An 18,445-nucleotide genomic window follows, 5' to 3' on the forward strand; every position below is an offset into this window, starting at 1 on the left:
GTTATAGGAATATTACTTTGGTTAAGAGTGAATTATGGAGAATTAGTGAAAACAAACAATAAAATCACCTTATGAAAGACTTTTGTAATATTTACGTAAGAGATTTGAAAGGTTTTTAAATTAAGATAACCTTTCGAACGTAAGATTCGGATTAATAAATAGAAAAATAAAAAGCGAGGAATGACATTATGAATGGAAAAGAAACAAAAAGGGTAAAAGAAATTCTTCCTGTAGGAATTAGAAAGAAGGTAATCCCTGCAACAGCGGCATTAGGTATTCTTTTTTCTATGGCTCCTGTTGGAGAAAGTAAGGCTAGTGCAGGGATAGGTGCGGTAGTAGATATAACTATTACTGTATTAGGTGCTGTAGCAAACACTTATGAAGCACTTGGAATAAGCCCAGGGGATCGAGACCCAGGTACTCACATTGATGTATATGCAGAAAACGAAACTTACCAAGCTCCTAGTTTTAAATCTGGGGAATTTAATATTTCTATGTATCATACACAAGGTGATTTGAATTTTCTTAAACAAGTTAAAGTACGCTATCCAAATGGAAAAATTGAAATTCATCAACTAAAATCTGGACAGCAGCTTAAAATTACTGAAGCAGGTGCAATTATAGATTTAAACCCTAATGCAGCAAATGTTTCAGAACACGATCTTCTTTACATTACACAAGCACAATTAGACGAAGGAAAGACCGGAGTTGTGATCAATCAAGGCCAACATGCATTTGTAGAAAAAGCATCTGGTAAAAACCCAAGATTTCTTGGTCCACTTTACAAAAAATATTCCGGTGACTCCTTTGGCGATTGGACGGTGATTGCTAGAAATTCAGATTACCTATTTGATCAGATAGCAAATAAATTATCAGATGAACAAAAACGATTGATAACATTAACTTCAAAGCCAGTATCTAAAGATGTCCTTGACAACTATGTTAATATTGATCCTAAAGCTCGTGCAGATTTTTATGATCGATTATCTGATGTATTGGCGGAGCGTACTAACGTCCTAGAGACATCTATGGCACTGCCATTCATTACACTAAATGACGGTAAAGGTTATCAAATTATCCCTTATAAAAAAGGAACGAATAAAGTAATCGTAAAGACAGGTTCAAAATATCTTTCAGGAAAAGAAGGAAACGGACTTCAATATTCCGATTCGCTTGGCGATGATGAAGTGTTTGAACTTGTTCAGATAGGAAATTCTAACGATGGTAAATTTCAATTCCGTTTGAATAACAAAAATGGGGTAAGTCTGGCAGGTAATCAATATACTTCTCAATTTGGTACTGATTGGAGTTTCAAATCTGAAATTCGTTTCTCTAATAAAAGCAACAATGAAATTAACAATTGGTTAATAGAGTGGTATCCGGGTAAAGAAAATGAGAAACAAAATTATGACAAAATAGAGATTATATCTAATGAAAAGGACCCTACTAAATATAGTGCAAAAGATTCCTCTGGAAACGTGATAAAGAACAGTTGGATAAATCGAGGTACTGGTTATTCCTTTGCAGATGCTGAAGGAGTCATTTTGACAGGCTGGCAAGAAATTAAGGAGAAGACTTATTATTTCTCATCCCCTTATGGCTACATGGTTACTGGAGGAGGAAGTGACTCACTAATTGATGGGAAGTACTATAACTTCAATGACTCCGGTGTTCTGCAACGATCAGCATGGAGAGACCTATACTATTCTGATGCCTCTGGAGCGTTTGTTAAAGAAGGCTTGAAAGATATAGATGGGAAAATTTATTATTTCCAAAACTTCGTGCCAAATAAAAAAGAAATACGTTTAGAAGATCAAGATGTCATCCTTCACTTTTCCGACAAAGGTGTGCTGGAGAGAGTTTCTAATCTAAATGGGGAAGCTATAAACAACGCTGTTAATGTTAAGCTTGACAACAAAATATTAGCATTTAATAACGACGGTTCAATTTTGAAAACAGGAATCAACAAAAATGCGAACACAATAGCATATTATAGTTTAGAAGATGGCTCTTTCTATACCGGCTGGAAAATGATAGACGGTAAAAGATACTATTTCACAAATGGCCACAATACTATTTTCAATAATTATGAAAACATTGACGGGAAAAGATTTTATTTCCATGAAGATGGATCTGTTAACCGAGCAGGATTTGAAAAAATCGACGGTAAACTATATCACTTTGACAATAACGGCGTAGTACAAACGGGCTGGCAAACTATCGATAATAAATATTATTACTTCGATGAGAATGGGGCAGCTAAAACAGGATGGTTCCAAGTTGGTGGTGGATATAGACCTTGGCCTCTTGCATATGGATACCTTTGGTATTGTGCTAGGGAAGATGGTTCCCTTTATGCAGACGGTTGGTTTAAAATTGACGGTAAAGATTATCACTTTGACCAATGGGGACATAAAATGTAATAACATAATGATAGTTTGAAAATTTAGCCTATACGTATAAAAATGGATCATGACATGGACTGATTATATTTTCCATGTTATGATCCGTTTTAATCTTTTTAGATATACTCCCTCTTATTAGTTCTCGATTCTATTCTTTGAGACTAAATAAAAAATTCGAACTAGACTTAAGTTCACTTGAAGCTGAATATATATTGGAGTTTATGATGAAAGAAATTGGCCCACTTGTATATAATCAAGCTGTAGAAGATGCATGTAAAACATTACGTCTTCAGATGGATGTTATTGAAGAAGAAATTTACGTGCTACAATTTCCAATAAAATAGAAATGATACACCCGAGCCCCCCTTTTTTGTAGAAAAAAAGGGGGCTTTTGTCATCTCATAAATCCTTAACATAGGAAAATCAGTTATTCAACTTTTAAAAAATGTCTTAGCTTAGGTTTTATATCATTTAGTTGGCGGGTATCTCGAAGAGAAGTTGGTAAAAGCACAGCGTGGAGATTTCATTTAATCTATATCATATTTTCGCTTACAACTATTTCTAACTTTTACTTTCAATGCATTTTTTAACCAATTTTGGTTAAGTTATTTTCATAGAGGTTATTGCTAATTCAATGGACATATTTGCATATCAGTATGCCTGATTTTTAAAATATAAATTTCTTAAAAACTTTATGTAACTTCTTTCTGAAAGGAAGGGTATTATCAATTGAAACCTTATGAAAAAGTACCTGATGAATCTATAAAATCTTTACAGGATTTAATGCAATTACTAAAAAAATCTAAAGATTTTATAACATTGGAAATCAATTCAAACAATTCCTCTATAGTCATTTCATATTTTAGAACATTAATCGATGTGAATATATTCCATGAAGAGATTTTAACTTATATAAAGGAGAAGAGCTTCGATTCATTACAAGATATTCAGTCTGTCTTACCCTTTGAAAATTCAAAAATAACAAATCAAACGGAAGATATTCAGGATAGTATTTTAAGCGGCTATATACTTATTCAGTTCGATACAGATAAATTAAATGGCTTGTTAATAAATGTGTCAAAGAAAGAAAAAAGAGATATTACAAAAGCTGAAATTGAATACAATATCGTGGGTCCACAAATCGCGTTTGTTGAAGATTTAGATGTAAACTTAAATTTAGTACGTAGAAAGCTTCCAACACCTTATTTACAAATGAAGGAATTGAAGGTAGGATCTCTTTCTAATACAACCGTTGCAATTGTATATATTGAGGGAATTGTAAATGATCAAAATCTACAAGAAATTATAAAACGGGTGAGTCAAATAAAAACAGACCACGTTTTGGATAGCACGTATTTGATTCAGTTAATTGCAGACAATCCTAATTCTATATTTCCTCAATTTTTGAATACAGAACGACCAGACCGTGTAGCAGCTGTATTGGCAGAAGGGAAAATTGCACTTTTTGTAGATGGCTCACCTTACGCTATCACCCTTCCAACAACATTAATTGACTTTTTTTCTACGACAGAAGATTACACCATGCCTTGGATTATTGCCTCATTTTTTCGACTGTTAAGGATTTTTGCTTTTATCTTTTCTGTTTTAACGACTCCATTATATGTTTCGATCTTAACATATCATTATGAGCTTATTCCAAAAGAACTTCTTGAAACGTTGATCATATCGAGAAGTAAAGTACCTTTTCCTCCATTAATTGAAGCACTTTTTTTAGAAATAACGATTGAATTACTGAGAGAAGCGGGGACACGTTTACCAACTAAAGTGGGTTTAACTGTCGGTATAGTAGGGGGTATTGTAATTGGACAAGCATCGGTGGAGGCAAGTCTTACAAGTAACGTACTTATTATCATTGTTGCACTTTCAGCTCTTAGTTCATTTACAGCACCAATATATCGAATTGGTAATACAATTCGAGTAATTCGTTTTCCTTTTATAATAGCTGCACACCTGCTGGGCTTATTAGGAATTGTTTTAACAAGTTCTTTCCTTTTAGCACGCTTATTACGTACAGAATCATTAAGACGTCCTTATTTGTTCCCTTTTTATCCCACACGCCCTACAGATTGGAAAGACAGCATTATACGTCTGCCAATCTCAGCGATGTTCCGACGTCCAATTTTTTCAAGATCTAAACAGCGTTTTCGTTTTAATCCAGAAGAGGTAGAGAAAAATAAAATCATATCACGAAATGATTTTGATGACTGAATTTAACAGGGAGGAGCATTATGAAACAGATCCCAATTGAGTATCAAGTATCTCCATATATGGTGTTTTTTTTAATTATTACTATACAGATGGGGGTTGGTATGCTTGGCTTTGAAAGGATTAGTGCAAAATTAGTTGGAAATGATGCATGGATTAGTACGCTACTTTTTGGAATATCTGTTAATCTTATGATTTGGATCATATATCAGATTTTAAATCAGGGTAATGGAGACATCATTGCAATCAATCAAAACGTACTTGGAAAATGGATTGGTGGATTGTTCAACTTCATTTTTTTATCCTATATTGTATTGTTAGGTGCAACAACACTACATACTTATATCGAAATAGTACATGTTTGGATGTTTCCTTCAATTTCATCTTGGGTTATAGCGGGGGCTTTTTTAGGCCTATGTTATTACATTGTAACTGGAGGATTTCGTGTAGTTGCCGGAATCGGCTTCTTTGGAATCGTTATCCCAAGTATTCTAATTTTCACATTTTTTTATCCTTTGCAGTATGCAGATTTCCGAAATTTATTTCCAATTGCACAGCATTCATTCCTAGAAATTATGAAAGGAATGAAAGGAAATATGTTTAGTTTTTTTGGATTTGAAATGTTATTGTTGTACTACCCATTTATTAGAAAGGCAAAAACGTCTCAAAAATATGCGCACTATGCAAATTTAGTAACGACTATTGTCTACACATACCTTATGATTTTAACTCTTGCGTTTTTTAGTGAAAAACAACTCGCGAGCGCGATATGGGCATATTTAAGCATGATTAAAATTATACAATTTCCCTTTATAGAACGGTTTGAATACATTATTGTTTCTTTTTGGGCTTTTTTTATATTACCCAATGTTTCCTTTACACTATGGGGAGTAAGTCGTGGTATAAAAGAGGCACTAGGAATAAAGCAAAAATATGTTTTGCCAGTCATCATCGTATTCATCTTTGTTTTATCATTTTTCTTAAATAACCGTAATAAAATTAACTTATTAAATACTTGGACAGGTCAAATTGGCTTTGTATATATATATGTATACCTACCTGTACTATGGCTAATTCAAACCGCCAAAATAAAGTTAAGGAGATAAACATGAAGCGATGGATACTTTTCCTTATATTAAGTGTCTTCTCAATAGGTTGTGCTAAAACGAAAATCGTGGATGACATTGATTTAGTTCAAGTTGCGGCATATGATACTGAAGCAGAAGGTAAGCTAAAAGGAACCTTTGCGATTGCAGCTTATAAAGGAGGCGGGGAAGGTGAAACGAAAATCTATTCAGCATCAGGCCAGACTGGTAGAGAAGTTCTTGCAAGAGCATCCGAAAAATCTTCTGGACCTCTAGAGTTAGGTCAATTGCGTGTTATTATATTTAATGAAAAAATAATTGAAAAGGGAATGCAGGAAATTTTAGAGACTTTGAACCGAAATCCCAGTGTAGGAAATGCAATTTATTTAGCAATTACAAATGTAAAAGGTGAATCACTATTAAAGGGGAACTATTCTAAAGAAAAAGAAATTGCTTCCTATCTATCTTCTTTACTGGAGCAAAATATGGACAATGGAACGCAACCAAAAACAAATTTTTTTATGTTTTTAAACCAACTTGATGATGATGCGAGAGATTCATATTTACCGATGATATCTAAAAAAGATAACGTGTTGGAGTTAAATGGAATAGCACTTTTTAAAAGATGTAAAATGGTTGATACAGTGAAACCTAAAGATTTATTTGTATTTAAATTGTTGACAGATACTTTTAAACAAGGCACATACCAATTCAAACTACCTGGTTCTTCAAATACTTACGCCACGATAGAGAATATAAAGGCTAGAACAAAATATAAGATGGAGGGGAATAGCAAGCATCCATTCGTAAATGCTCATATTCAAGTTAAAGCTGAAATTCAAGAATTTACAAAAACAAAAAATCTAGATAATCCTAGAGAAATAAAAAAATTAGAAAAAATTATGGAAAAAGAAATAAAAAAAAAAGCAACTACATTGATAAAGAGTTTTATTAAAAAAGGCACAGATCCTATAGGACTTAGAAAACTTGGTAGAACTCACGTAAGAAAATGGAACAGTCAAGAATGGGAAGAATCCTATAAACATTTACGTTTTCGTGTAACAGCTGATGTAAAGGTAACCCAATCTGGTGTTACAGAATAAGTAAATCAAATAAGATATGGAAAATTTAAATAAATATGGTCTCGCAGGAGATTAGGGAGAAGAGAAACTAGTAACAAAGCATCTCATAAACATTAAGATGCTTTGTTACTAGTTTTTATTTATGAATTTTCACATAGTATTTTTTAATATAAGTACAGCCAACATTTCGGAATTTTTGTATGCTAAGCGAATTTTAACCTAAAAAATTCGAATTCCTGTACGTTAAGTGAAGTGACTTTTCATTCACATAATCCGTATTATTTGAAGTTAATAAAGTATGTTACACTCTCTTTTTTAAGAATGTTTCCATAATATCCTTCTGGAATCTTTCATAATCAAATTGAAAAGCTACATTATGTGTTTTATAGCCTGGATTCGTAGCAAAACGAAAGTCTGCAATGCTTTGACCAAATCCTTCTCCTTGATCAGGAATAACTTTAATGGGTACTCTTGAAAGGCTAACAGCCTCTTGATTCAGCAAATACCACACTGTTACAAAATCATGCATAGGGCTTCCGCTTATACCAGGATTAGACTTGGAGTAGAAATTATAATAATAGTCTAACATAGGTTTGATGATGAGTCCTGCAAGATCCTGTGTATTCCGATGAAATGCATCGATTTGCTGGACCATTTCGGGTGTAACAATCGCATGTTGAGTTACATTTAATGGGATAATTGTTAAGTTCTTCGCATGCTGCAGAATTAAATTTGCTGCATAAGGATCTGCGTAAAAGTTAGCTTCAGCCACGGCAGTCACGTTACCTGGATAGAAAAAAGCTCCGCCCATGCAAATGCATTCTCTTACGTTACGCATTGTTTCTAAATTCAATACAAAGGTCGTAGCTAGCGAAGAAAGTCTTCCCAAATTGATAATTGTAAGGTCTTCTAAATTTGAATGTATAATTTGATAAATATCATTTAAAGGATAAACTGGATAAGAAATTTCAGGGGGAATGATAGGTCCTAATCCGACTTTTCCATGTACCTCAGGGAAATAGTGAACCAATATACCTGTCAACGGTACAGAAGCACCAAGGAATACAGGTATCTCTTTTTTTCCCGCTATGTACTTCAAATAGTTAATATTTCTTATTACATTTTCTCTTGATACATTTCCATAATCGGCTACAATCCCTACAAGTTGAATATCTTTACGAAAAAAAGTGTACAGCATAGCAAATGCATCATCAATTCCCAAATCTGTAAACAGAAGAACCTTTTTTTGCATATGTCTTCCTCCAAAATTTATAGAATTCTACTTTCACTAATGATGTAGTGATTAGACTAAACTTGTACGTATATATTTTATGTATTCCTAAAGAGTGGATTCTATTCATTTGAAGTAGCTTTACTCATCTAAATTTGATATTATGTTCAATCGCAAAATACATAAGGGGAATTAGAAATATGGAAAGACCCGTTGTTATTGAGGAGTATACACCGGATTGGGCACTACAATTTAAAGAAGAACAAAAGTAGAAAACTGCATAATCCTTAAAAATACAACTTATCAAGGTTAGTTGCGGTTTTGAACTACTCACCACTTAACGTCCTTACGGACTGTTTGAAGTGGGAGATTCCTGCGAACACCGATGTATCCACCGGTTATCTTAGCAGGCTCTACCCGTAGTCCCTACGGTGGGAACATAAATATCTTGTACGTTGACTCACCACACTCCCTACTTTAGCTTGGTTTTCGCAACTTCGGCAAGCGTGGGGCGATAGAACGTTGAAGAATTTACGGTTGCAACGTTTTTCCGCGACCAACCTCATATCTTCAGTTTTCGAAGAGCAATCTGTACAAGTATATGGTAGCAAATATGTTGGCTTATGCCAACCGACATTCATCTCCCACCTAAAATTGGTGTTTCACACCTTCACATTTTTGAGGAAGGAGTTTTCTGTCGGAAAACGATAAATTCCTTAGCGTACCATTTTCTCAAAATGATATGGTGATCCCAAATCATCTTCGAGAATCTATCGTGTAAATCTGTATGCATCCTCTATATAAATCATAAGGATTGTTTGCATGTTGGCTTTAGTTTTATGTACAATAAAGGGAAAGATATAGTCTGAAACAGGAAGAGGAGAATCATGTCCAATTCATTAGTAAATTTACGTATCGATTTTGCATTTAAGCAGTTATTTGGCACAAATGGGAATGAAGATATTTTAGTTGCTTTTTTAAATGCCATATTAAAAGATTCTTTAGAATCACCTATTGTTTCCCTGCAATTAGAAGATCCACATTTGCATCGAGAATATGAAGAAGATAAATTATCCATTTTAGATATTTCGACTACATTAAATACAGGAACAAAGGTAAATGTAGAAATACAATTGAATAACAATCACGATATGATCAAACGAAGCTTGTATTATTGGGGAAGGCTATACACCTCTCAATTGCAAAAAGGAATGCCTTATAGCTCACTTCATAAAACGATTACCATTAACTTGTTAAACTTTGTGATGTTTCCAGAATATGAAGCATTTCATACAACAGGAATCCTTTGGAATCAGCAACAACAAAAGCTATTAAGTGACGATATAGAAGTTCATATTGTAGAGATTCCAAAGTTACTACAGCAATGGCGCGAAGAGAAAGTTAATCCGTGGGAAGATTCTTTTGTTCGTTGGTTATTATTATTACCAGCGAATGAAGATGAGTATCTCACACAAACATTGGAGGACATTGCCATGAACGAAGATCCGATTTTACAAAAAGCAATAAATAAGTGGGAACATATGAGTCAAGATTCTTCTTTCCGTCAAGCATATGAAGCAAGAGAAAAGGCCTTAATGGATGAGGCAGCAAAGTTTGCTCATGCTCGTAACGAGGGAAAAAAAGAAGGAATTCAAGAAGGGGTTCAGCAAGGAAAAATACAGATGATTAAAGGTATGCATGAGCTTGGTGTACCACTTGAAACGATTGCTAAAGCCAGTAAATTAGGCATAGATGAAATTGAACGTATTTTAGAACAAAAATAATCAGTAATAAAAAAAGAACCTATGAAATTTAAAGATATATAACTACAAGTAAGTATTATAATTAAAAGCCTATATCGAAAATTACTAAGTAACTTTCGATATAGGCTCCTTTTATTTAGATTGGTCTATATTAATCAAAAAAAATTGATTAATTAGTTGCATAATGAAATAAGAAAGGTATATACTTTATACATCGAAAAAAGTTGACGAAGGGAGTGAATAATGATGGTAAAAGATTTTCAGTTGTATGAGAAGAAGTTTAAAGCACTGGCTGATCAAAAGCGGTTAGAGATTATGTATGAACTTTGTCAACGAGGACAGACTTGTGTATGTGATCTAACAGAGGCTTTTGAAATGACTCAATCTAAGTTGTCTTATCATTTGAAAATCCTATTGGATGCGGGTTTAATTGTAAAAGAAACAAAAGGTACGTGGAGTTATTATGATTTAAATGATGCTGAAGTAAACAATTTATTATCAGAAGAACTATGCTGTATCTTTAGAAAAACAGGAAAAGGCAGCTGTTGTTAAATTTTTGTGCTATTAATCAAAAAAAATTGATTAATAGCATATAAAAAGGAGGAATTATCTATGAAATATGTTCATGTTGGTATCAATGTTACTAATTTAGAAAAGTCTATTGAGTTTTATGAAAAGGTATTTGGTGTATCGCCAGTTAAAACAAAAGTTGATTATGCAAAATTCTTATTAGATAATCCAGGTCTGAATTTCACACTTAATGTACGAGATGAGGTAAATGGGAATCAGGTGAATCACTTTGGCTTCCAAGTGGATACAGCCGAAGAAATTACATTTCATAAAGAAAGATTAGAAAAAGAAGGATTCTTTGCACGTGATGAGATGGATACTACTTGTTGCTATGCTGTGCAAGATAAGTTTTGGGTAACTGATCCGGATGGTAACGAGTGGGAGTTCTTTTATACAAAAGCAGATAGTGCTGTTCACAAAATAGAAGATCCATCTTGTTGTACCACTTCTAACGAAGTAGAAAAAAATTCTTGTTGTTAATAGGAGAAGGAGGATAAAATGAAACGTTTATCTTTTCTAGATCGATATTTAACACTGTGGATTTTTCTAGCGATGGCTGTTGGAATTGGTTTAGGATTTGTGTTTCCTAGTGTAGTAGATGGTCTGAATGAATTGCAAGTTGGAACAACTTCTGTACCACTTGCTGTTGGTTTAATTTTAATGATGTATCCGCCGTTGGCGAAGGTCCGCTATGAGGAAATGGGTCGTGTATTTAAAGATGTAAAAGTTCTGGTTCTATCTTTGGTTCAAAACTGGATTATTGGACCTGTACTTATGTTTGTTCTAGCAATTATTTTTCTCCCTGATAAACCAGAGTATATGGTAGGACTTATTATGATTGGTCTAGCACGTTGTATTGCGATGGTTATTGTTTGGAATGATCTTGCTGATGGTGATAAAGAATATGCAGCGGGTTTGGTGGCTTTTAACTCGGTCTTCCAAATGTTATTTTTCTCGGTTTATGCATATGTGTTTGTAACAGTAATCCCCGAATGGTTAGGAATTGAAGGGGCTATTGTTGATATTACAATGGCAGAAGTAGCTAAATCAGTATTTATCTATTTGGGTATTCCTTTCCTAGCGGGTATGTTGACACGCTTTGTATTAGTGAAGTTAAAGGGGAGAATGTGGTATGAAAAGGTGTTTATACCTAAGATTAGTCCCCTTACATTAATTGCATTGCTATTTACGATTATCATTATGTTCTCTTTAAAAGGAGAAATGATTATTAGCGTACCATTAGATGTAGTACGCATAGCGATTCCGTTATTGATTTATTTTATTGTGATGTTTTTTGTTTCTTTCTTTATGGGAAGAAAAATCGGTGCAAACTATCCTGTGACAACAACATTAGCATTTACAGCAGGTAGTAATAACTTTGAGTTAGCGATTGCTGTGGCTGTTGGGGTCTTTGGTATTCATTCAGGTGCAGCATTTGCAGCTGTCATTGGACCATTAGTCGAAGTACCTGTAATGATTGCACTTGTAAATGTTGCTTTTTGGTTTAAGCGTAAATACTTCAATGACCAACCAGTATAAATTGAAAAACAAAGGTGGAAAACAACATGGAAAACAAAAAGACGATCTACTTTTTATGCACGGGAAACTCATGCCGCAGCCAAATGGCAGAAGCTTTAGGGAAACAATACCTAGGTGATAAGTGGAATGTATATTCCGCAGGAATTGAAGCGCATGGCGTGAATCCAAATGCAATTAAAGCCATGAAAGAAGTGGATATCGATATAACAAATCAAACATCAGATATTATTGATACAAACATTTTAAATAGTGCGGATTTAGTGGTTACTCTTTGTAGTCATGCGGATTCAGTGTGTCCGTCTACACCTCCACATGTGAATCGTGTTCATTGGGGATTTGATGACCCAGCAGGAAAAGAGTGGTCTGAATTTCAACGTGTTCGCGATGAAATCGGTGCACGTATTAAACAATTTACTGAAACAGGTGAATAATCAAATACAAAAGACCTTTCAAAACATGAAAGGTCTTTTGCGTATCATACTCATGTTAAGTTAACAAGCATTTTGGTTTTACCATTCCTACAATTTTGACAATTTACCAAGTAAAATGGCATTGTCTTTTTTTAGTTTTTTGTTTTCTACATCCAACTCGGATATTCTTCTTTTTAGGGACTCAATCAACTTGTCTTTTGAGCTTTCGCTGAACATCTGTTTTTTTTGATAATCTTTATCTTCTAATTTTGTTTCTTTATTGCTTCATCGATTGGCTTTATAAGCTCTTCCCGATAAGAATATAAGAATGTTTTACTCACACCTGCCTTACGGCATATTTCAGCTTTTGAGATTGGATTATTTATAGGGTCATCAAGGAGCGTTACCTCCTTTAAAATACCTAAAACAGCCTGTTTCTTCAAGTCGCTTTCCATTTTCTTTGTTTCAACCATTTTTGAGGTATTCGGGTTCATATTAGCCATCAATGAACCCCTCCAGTGTAAAAGTGTTTCGCTGCGTCGAACGTTTCACCCTTTTTGATGACTTCCAATGCATTTTGGTAGAACTGCACAACTTTATCAAATTCCTCAATCTTTTCTTCAAGCCCAATCTGTTTAGCTTGGTTTAAATGGGTTGTGAACGCGTCTATGGTATCTACAACAGCGTTCTTATGTCTTGGGAGTATCTTTTTCTTGATACACGTTTTACAAGCAACTTGATGGGGACAGGAAGGCATTTTATATGGATGCTCACAACACCCATCACCTTGGTCGAAAATAGCGATAATCTTATTTTTGACCCACTTGTTATCGCCAAAGATTTCTTCTTGTCCAGGTAGATTCTCTTTAATTGCAGTGGCATCAGATTTAAGTAGTTTTTCTTTGAACTCTTTCTTTAATCGTTGTTGGTACACTTTAATATAATTCTCCGTCATCGTAACAGATGAATGTCCTAAGAAGTTTTTAACAGCGTAAATATCCACCCCAGCATCAATCATTTCGGTAGCCACCGTGTGCCTGAACTGGTGTGGTGAAATTTTATAAATATCACCAGACTCTGCGCCGATGTTAGATAATGGGGTTTTATTACAAACTTTATTCAGGATCCCTGTATTAACAACAGTATATTTAAACACTTCTGTTATAGGATTACCTTGTACATCATAAGTAATGATTTCTCTAAATAAATACTTTTTCTTATCTGAAGTAGGCGGTAAATCTTTCACCCGTTCCACAAACTCCATATTTACGTCAAATGCACATCCTTCATTATGTCTCTAAATAATATTTTTGCACCAGAACCCAAAAAGTTACCTAATGAAATAACCTGTCTAATTTATGCGGGCACTTCAAATTATCGTGCCCCCAAAAAATAGACATCCCCCCAATAGCCCTCGAAAATAAACATTTTTTGAAAAATTTATAAAAAAGAAAATCGACAAAAATCTCTAAGAAAAGGCTCTATACTAGGTTTTTAAAAAATCCTAATATAAAAACTAAAATAATATAAATACCCATAATTATTCCTATTATTGTTTTATCAGGAAAAATTATACTTAATTTTCTGAACATTTTTTATCTACAAATACAATTTATTTATTAATCAGAAAATTCTATTTTTATGCTAATATTGGTGGTGCAGATCTGTTGCAAATATTTGAACTACACAATTATCTTTAAAAGGGGGAATGTGAAATGGAAAAGGAATATATTCATGAAGAAATGCTAGAACTTGAAGATCTTGAATTAGATGAAGAGGATTTATTAATTCGTGCAGGCAAGACATTAGGTTAAGTTTTTAAAATAAGGAGGTTACATATGCAGTTTAACTGTATATGTAACTTTTTTAAGGTAGGGTATACAGTATGAAAGAAAATAAGATTATTTTATTATATGAAAGATTTATTGAATTAGACTATGAAGAAGAGTTAGATAAAGTACCAAAATTAAAAAACAGAGGGGTACTTTTGCATTTTTGGAAAAAATGGTATGAAATTAGTGAAAAACAATTCGAATTTATAATTTGGAAGGCCATTAATACTGTAGATACTTTAGATGATCTGGTCAAAATAACTGGGACTTTAAGTTTGGCTTTAAGATTATTAAAAGTATTAAAAGAAAGAAATTTAGTTGAAATTATAGAAAATAAAATAAGGTTTTCACAAGATTTAACAAGTAGTATTTTATATGAACCAGCCTCTCTTCCTAATACAGGATATGAGAATAAAATAAACAAAAAAAAATATGCTCAATTTAAAGCTACTTGGGATAGTTCGTTGAGAAGAGCTGAAATAATAAATCAAGAGTTATCATCTAATAAAAATATCTTTTTTTGCGGAGATGATGATTATACAAGCTTGGCCCTTAAACAATATAAAAACAGAGAAATAAGTGTAGGAGATATCGACGAAGAATTGATTGAATATTTTAAACGTACAGACAATGATATTAAGTTTTATAATTTTGATGTTAGAAATGAAGTTATAGAAGATTTAAGGAATAAGTATGATGCAATACATTGTGACCCTATAGATGATGGTAGAGGGTTAGATTTGTGGTTAAATAGAGCTAATGAATTATTAAAAGGTCAAAAGGGTGATTTAATTTTTTTAAATATAAGTGTTAAAAGATTAGGTAATAGGGCGGTTTATTTGCAGAATTTCTTGACATCTTTAGGCTTTTATTTAAAAGAAATTATTCACGATTTAAGTTCTTATAAAGTGGCTGAAGAGCCTTACATTGATGAAGAATTAATAAAAAAAGACTTAGATGGCATAGGCTTTTCTAAAGATACATTCCAAAATTTATATATTCAAACGGATATGTTAGTTTTTGTAAGATTAATAGATAAACCAACCCTTTTTCCGCAAGAATATTATGAGATTAGAAGAAAAATATAAAATAACTGCGAGGTAATATAATGTATGTTTTAGGAGTCAATGGGTGGGACTTTGATGTTCATGATGCAAGTGCGTGTTTATTTTATAATGGTAAATTAATAGCTGCAGCTGAAGAAGAAAGATTTATTCGTCAAAAAAAAGCATTAGATAAAATTCCATATAATTCAATAGCTTATTGCTTAAAGGAAGCTGAAATTACTCCAAATGAAGTAGATCATATTGTTATGGGCTGGGATGTAGAACAATTATATTTTGAGAAGTATTCAAAGAAGCTTAACAAAGATGAATGTCTTGAAAAGATTTTTCCGAAGAGAATTTTCAAGAGAGATAAAGATCCTCAAATCCATATGTGTTCTCATCATTTGGCACATGCTTCTGGTGCGTTCTTTAGTTCAGGATTCAATGAAGCTACCATAATAGTTATTGATGGAAGTGGAGAAGAAGAGTCAATAACTATAGCAAAAGGAAAAGGTAATATAATTGAAGTACTAGAAAAATACCCGTTAGAACATTCTTTAGGTATTTTTTATGAAGCATTAACTGTATTTTCAGGTTTAGGGAGGCATAATGAAGGGAAGTTAATGGGCCTATCTTCATATGGGGAAGAAATATTTGAATTTCCTGAAATACTGGAAAATCCTTTGAAACCAAATAGAAATACAGTTAGTATGAATGGTAAATATTTTTCGGTATTAAAAGATTGGATAAAAGTTATTAATAGTATAACAAAGATAGCTCCTAATTATATTAAATATGAATATAATCCAATAGATTCAATACTATTAATGAATTCATCAGTAATGGAATATAAAAATATTGCAGCCTCAGGTCAGGCAGCCTTGGAAAGGGCAATTGTTAAGCTTGTAAAAAAAGCTGTTAATCTAACTGGAATTAATAATTTGTGTCTTTCGGGAGGAGTAGCATTAAATTGTATAGCAAATAGAATTATAGCTGATTTACCAGAAGTGAATAGTCTGTACATTCAACCAGGTGCTTCAGATAGTGGGGTAAGTATTGGAGCAGCTACATGGTTTCTTGCAGAAAATGGTATAGCGCCTATATTCACTGTAGATCATGTATATTCTGGTCCGGAATTTACTGATTCTAGTATCTTAAATATATTAAAAAAATATAATTTGTCATATATAGAATTAGGTTCTAATAAATATGATAGATGCTCCGAGTTATTAATGCAAAATAAGATAATAGGAAGATTTTCTGGAAAGATGGAATTCGGTCCTAGAGCTCTAGGAAATAGAAGCATAATAGCTAACCCTCAGAATAAGGATATGTTAAATAAAGTAAATACCATTAAGAAAAGAGAGCAATGGAGACCATTGGCTCCTAGTATCATAGATGAAAACGCTTCTGTAGTATTAGAAGAAAGAATAAATAACCCTTATATGCTGTTAAATTCTACTGTTAAAAAAGAGGTACATCATTTAGTTCCAGCAATAGTTCATGTTGATGGATCAACAAGGGCCCAGGTAGTTACGAGGGATATGAATTCTGATTATTATGAAACAATCTATAACTTTTACCAGAAAACAGGAATTCCTGCAGTAATGAATACATCGTTTAATGTAGGAAAAGAACCAATTATATGTAACCCAAGTGATGCTATCAGGTCATTTTATGGATCAGAGATGGATGCCCTTTTATTAGGTTCATTTTTAATTCTTAAATAAAGGAGGAGAGATTTTGAGAAATAGAAATTATTCTAATCTACAGGATGAAAAGGTAAAGGATTTGGTACTTAATAAAAAAAGTTATCCTTACTACCCAGAATATATACTATTAGATTTAATAAAAGAGGAAACAGTTTTTAAACGAGGAGCTTGCTCAAAGTATATTCATCACGAAGAGTTTAATACATGGCAGGAATATTTTTGTGGGGATTATTACGAAAAGCCTCAAGGGAAAAGAATTGCTTTTTTACAAGTATGTTCTTGGGCTAAACCATATGATTTTTCATATATTGGTAAAAAAATTAGAGAAGTTACAAATAAATACCCAATGGTTCATCCAATTATTCTATCAAATGCGGGAATTATACCATATGAATACCAAATGAATCCTACTTTTTGTGCGTACGATTGGATGGATGACATTGAGGATCCAGTAATTTATGAAGAATTAATGAAAGAATATAGGGATAAATTGATACAAAGAATTAGGAGCTACCTAGAATCAAATTCATACGATGTAGTAGTACAATATGGTATACCGGTAAAAAAATATTCAATGGCTCCTGTAATTAAAGATATTTGTAAGGATCTAGGAATTACTTTTCTTTTAACCCCAGATATAGAAACATATAGAAATAATAAAGATAAATTAGTCGAGTTAAAGGATTCAGGAGAATTTTATTGTTTAGATGAAGTTTTGAGTAGTATGGATAATTGTTTAAATAAGGTGAGTAGATATGTTGAATCTATCAATTGTAATACCGGCTTATAATGATGTTAGATTGGAAAAGTGTTTAAAAAGTATTGATGAAAATGTAGAGGTTGTCGTTGTCTTAAATGGTGCAACAGAAGAAGTAAAAAAAATCGCTTATTCTAGCAATGCAGTAATTGGGGAATTACCTACACCTAATTTAGCAAAAGCTTATAATTATGGAATTGAAATTTCTAGTAAAGATAATGTGTTAATTATGGATTCAGATTGTGTTTTTATGCCAGGTACCATCAATAAGTTATTCAAATTATTAGATGCAGGACCTTTGGCTAAAGGAAGGGTGATGTTTTCCTTTAACAGTAAAATTGGAAAAATCATTGCACGCGCAAGACATATACATACTTGCAAAAAAAATGCATATTCACCTCCATTGGCATTTAATAAAGCAATCTTAGCGAAGGTAAATGGATATTATTTTGATGAGAATTTATCTTGGACAGAGGATTATGATTTTGATATTAGAGTTAAATCTGCAAATCTTAAGATTTTATATGATGATAAAGCAAGAATTATTCATCCAGAGTTAAGCATTAAGCAAGATTTGAAAAGTTCATTTAATTATGGTGTAGGTCATGCACGTGGGGTTTTACACAAAAAAGATGGTTATTATGAACCTAAAAATAAAACGAAGTCCATTATTAACTCATATAAGTATATTAAAAAAAAATACGGTTATTTAACTGCTTTCTATCTCATATTTTGGCAGCTTGCCTTTTATAGGGGATATAAAAAAGAAATGCATTAAGGAGGAAAA

General features: G+C 32.8%; 16 protein-coding genes and 1 pseudogene. 14 read left to right on the top strand and 3 right to left on the bottom strand.

Annotated features, from left to right (window positions below; translation table 11 throughout):
• Window positions 1-188: 188 nt before the first annotated feature.
• The 5 genes from A6J74_RS00775 to A6J74_RS00795 all read left to right on the top strand — a co-directional run bounded on the left by A6J74_RS00775 (window position 189) and on the right by A6J74_RS00795 (window position 6,819).
• A complete protein-coding gene (locus A6J74_RS00775) occupies window positions 189-2,423 on the top strand; it encodes an N-acetylmuramoyl-L-alanine amidase family protein (RefSeq protein WP_080609177.1) in 2,235 nt (744 codons plus the stop codon).
• Between the two features lie 206 nt (window positions 2,424-2,629).
• Window positions 2,630-2,749 carry a DUF2164 family protein gene (locus A6J74_RS00780; protein ID WP_000658556.1) on the top strand — a complete coding sequence of 40 codons (120 nt, stop codon included), beginning with the start codon at window positions 2,630-2,632 and terminating at the stop codon, window positions 2,747-2,749.
• A 385-nt stretch (window positions 2,750-3,134) separates the two neighbouring features.
• The gene (locus tag A6J74_RS00785) at window positions 3,135-4,634 is read left to right on the top strand and encodes a spore germination protein (RefSeq protein WP_080609179.1); all 1,500 of its coding nucleotides are present in this window, start codon (window positions 3,135-3,137) and stop codon (window positions 4,632-4,634) included.
• 20 nt (window positions 4,635-4,654) lie between these two features.
• Window positions 4,655-5,737, top strand: a complete 1,083-nt coding sequence (locus A6J74_RS00790) for a GerAB/ArcD/ProY family transporter (RefSeq protein ID WP_000809704.1) — start codon at window positions 4,655-4,657, stop codon at window positions 5,735-5,737.
• Window positions 5,738-5,739: 2 nt separating this feature from the next.
• The gene (locus A6J74_RS00795; protein ID WP_000832868.1) at window positions 5,740-6,819 is read left to right on the top strand and encodes a Ger(x)C family spore germination protein; all 1,080 of its coding nucleotides are present in this window, start codon (window positions 5,740-5,742) and stop codon (window positions 6,817-6,819) included.
• A gap of 280 nt (window positions 6,820-7,099) precedes the next feature.
• Here A6J74_RS00795 and A6J74_RS00800 read toward each other — a convergent pair whose 3' ends face one another.
• Window positions 7,100-8,050, bottom strand: a complete 951-nt coding sequence (locus A6J74_RS00800) for a nucleoside hydrolase (protein ID WP_001170302.1) — start codon at window positions 8,048-8,050, stop codon at window positions 7,100-7,102.
• Between the two features lie 866 nt (window positions 8,051-8,916).
• On the opposite strand from A6J74_RS00800, the gene A6J74_RS00815 reads away from it, so the two are divergent.
• The 5 genes from A6J74_RS00815 to arsC all read left to right on the top strand — a co-directional run bounded on the left by A6J74_RS00815 (window position 8,917) and on the right by arsC (window position 12,332).
• The gene (locus A6J74_RS00815) at window positions 8,917-9,813 is read left to right on the top strand and encodes an Rpn family recombination-promoting nuclease/putative transposase (RefSeq protein ID WP_000071780.1); all 897 of its coding nucleotides are present in this window, start codon (window positions 8,917-8,919) and stop codon (window positions 9,811-9,813) included.
• A 225-nt stretch (window positions 9,814-10,038) separates the two neighbouring features.
• Complete coding sequence (gene arsR / locus A6J74_RS00820) at window positions 10,039-10,344, top strand: arsenical resistance operon transcriptional regulator ArsR (protein WP_033659113.1); 306 nt, start codon at window positions 10,039-10,041, stop codon at window positions 10,342-10,344.
• A gap of 60 nt (window positions 10,345-10,404) precedes the next feature.
• On the top strand, window positions 10,405-10,842 hold the full coding sequence (locus A6J74_RS00825; RefSeq protein WP_000878296.1) for an ArsI/CadI family heavy metal resistance metalloenzyme: 438 nt from the start codon (window positions 10,405-10,407) through the stop codon (window positions 10,840-10,842).
• A gap of 18 nt (window positions 10,843-10,860) precedes the next feature.
• Window positions 10,861-11,901 (top strand): ACR3 family arsenite efflux transporter, encoded by a 1,041-nt coding sequence (gene arsB, locus A6J74_RS00830; RefSeq protein ID WP_000826534.1) that lies wholly within the window; start codon window positions 10,861-10,863, stop codon window positions 11,899-11,901.
• A 26-nt stretch (window positions 11,902-11,927) separates the two neighbouring features.
• Window positions 11,928-12,332 (top strand): arsenate reductase (thioredoxin), encoded by a 405-nt coding sequence (arsC, locus tag A6J74_RS00835; RefSeq protein WP_000428324.1) that lies wholly within the window; start codon window positions 11,928-11,930, stop codon window positions 12,330-12,332.
• Between the two features lie 242 nt (window positions 12,333-12,574).
• Here arsC and A6J74_RS30250 read toward each other — a convergent pair whose 3' ends face one another.
• Window positions 12,575-12,814, bottom strand: coding sequence for a hypothetical protein (locus A6J74_RS30250; protein ID WP_000002615.1), 240 nt, complete (start codon window positions 12,812-12,814; stop codon window positions 12,575-12,577).
• Window positions 12,814-13,563: pseudogene (locus A6J74_RS00845) on the bottom strand (tyrosine-type recombinase/integrase); the annotation flags it as partial. The pseudogene A6J74_RS00845 and the gene A6J74_RS30250, both read right to left, overlap by 1 nt.
• A gap of 633 nt (window positions 13,564-14,196) precedes the next feature.
• On the opposite strand from A6J74_RS00845, the gene A6J74_RS00850 reads away from it, so the two are divergent.
• From A6J74_RS00850 to A6J74_RS00865, 4 genes are read left to right on the top strand one after another with little or no spacing between them, the layout of a single operon-like run.
• A complete protein-coding gene (locus A6J74_RS00850; RefSeq protein ID WP_000662191.1) occupies window positions 14,197-15,231 on the top strand; it encodes a bis-aminopropyl spermidine synthase family protein in 1,035 nt (344 codons plus the stop codon).
• Between the two features lie 20 nt (window positions 15,232-15,251).
• A complete protein-coding gene (locus tag A6J74_RS00855) occupies window positions 15,252-16,919 on the top strand; it encodes a carbamoyltransferase family protein (RefSeq protein ID WP_000289407.1) in 1,668 nt (555 codons plus the stop codon).
• A gap of 13 nt (window positions 16,920-16,932) precedes the next feature.
• On the top strand, window positions 16,933-17,691 hold the full coding sequence (locus A6J74_RS00860; protein ID WP_001246017.1) for a DUF5591 domain-containing protein: 759 nt from the start codon (window positions 16,933-16,935) through the stop codon (window positions 17,689-17,691).
• On the top strand, window positions 17,657-18,436 hold the full coding sequence (locus tag A6J74_RS00865; RefSeq protein WP_000933535.1) for a glycosyltransferase family 2 protein: 780 nt from the start codon (window positions 17,657-17,659) through the stop codon (window positions 18,434-18,436). The genes A6J74_RS00860 and A6J74_RS00865 overlap by 35 nt, the downstream gene beginning before the upstream one ends.
• Window positions 18,437-18,445: the final 9 nt, after the last annotated feature.

It is taken from the genome of Bacillus sp. FDAARGOS_235, from assembly GCF_002073415.2.
GTDB classification, from domain to species: Bacteria; Bacillota; Bacilli; order Bacillales; family Bacillaceae_G; genus Bacillus_A; species Bacillus_A toyonensis.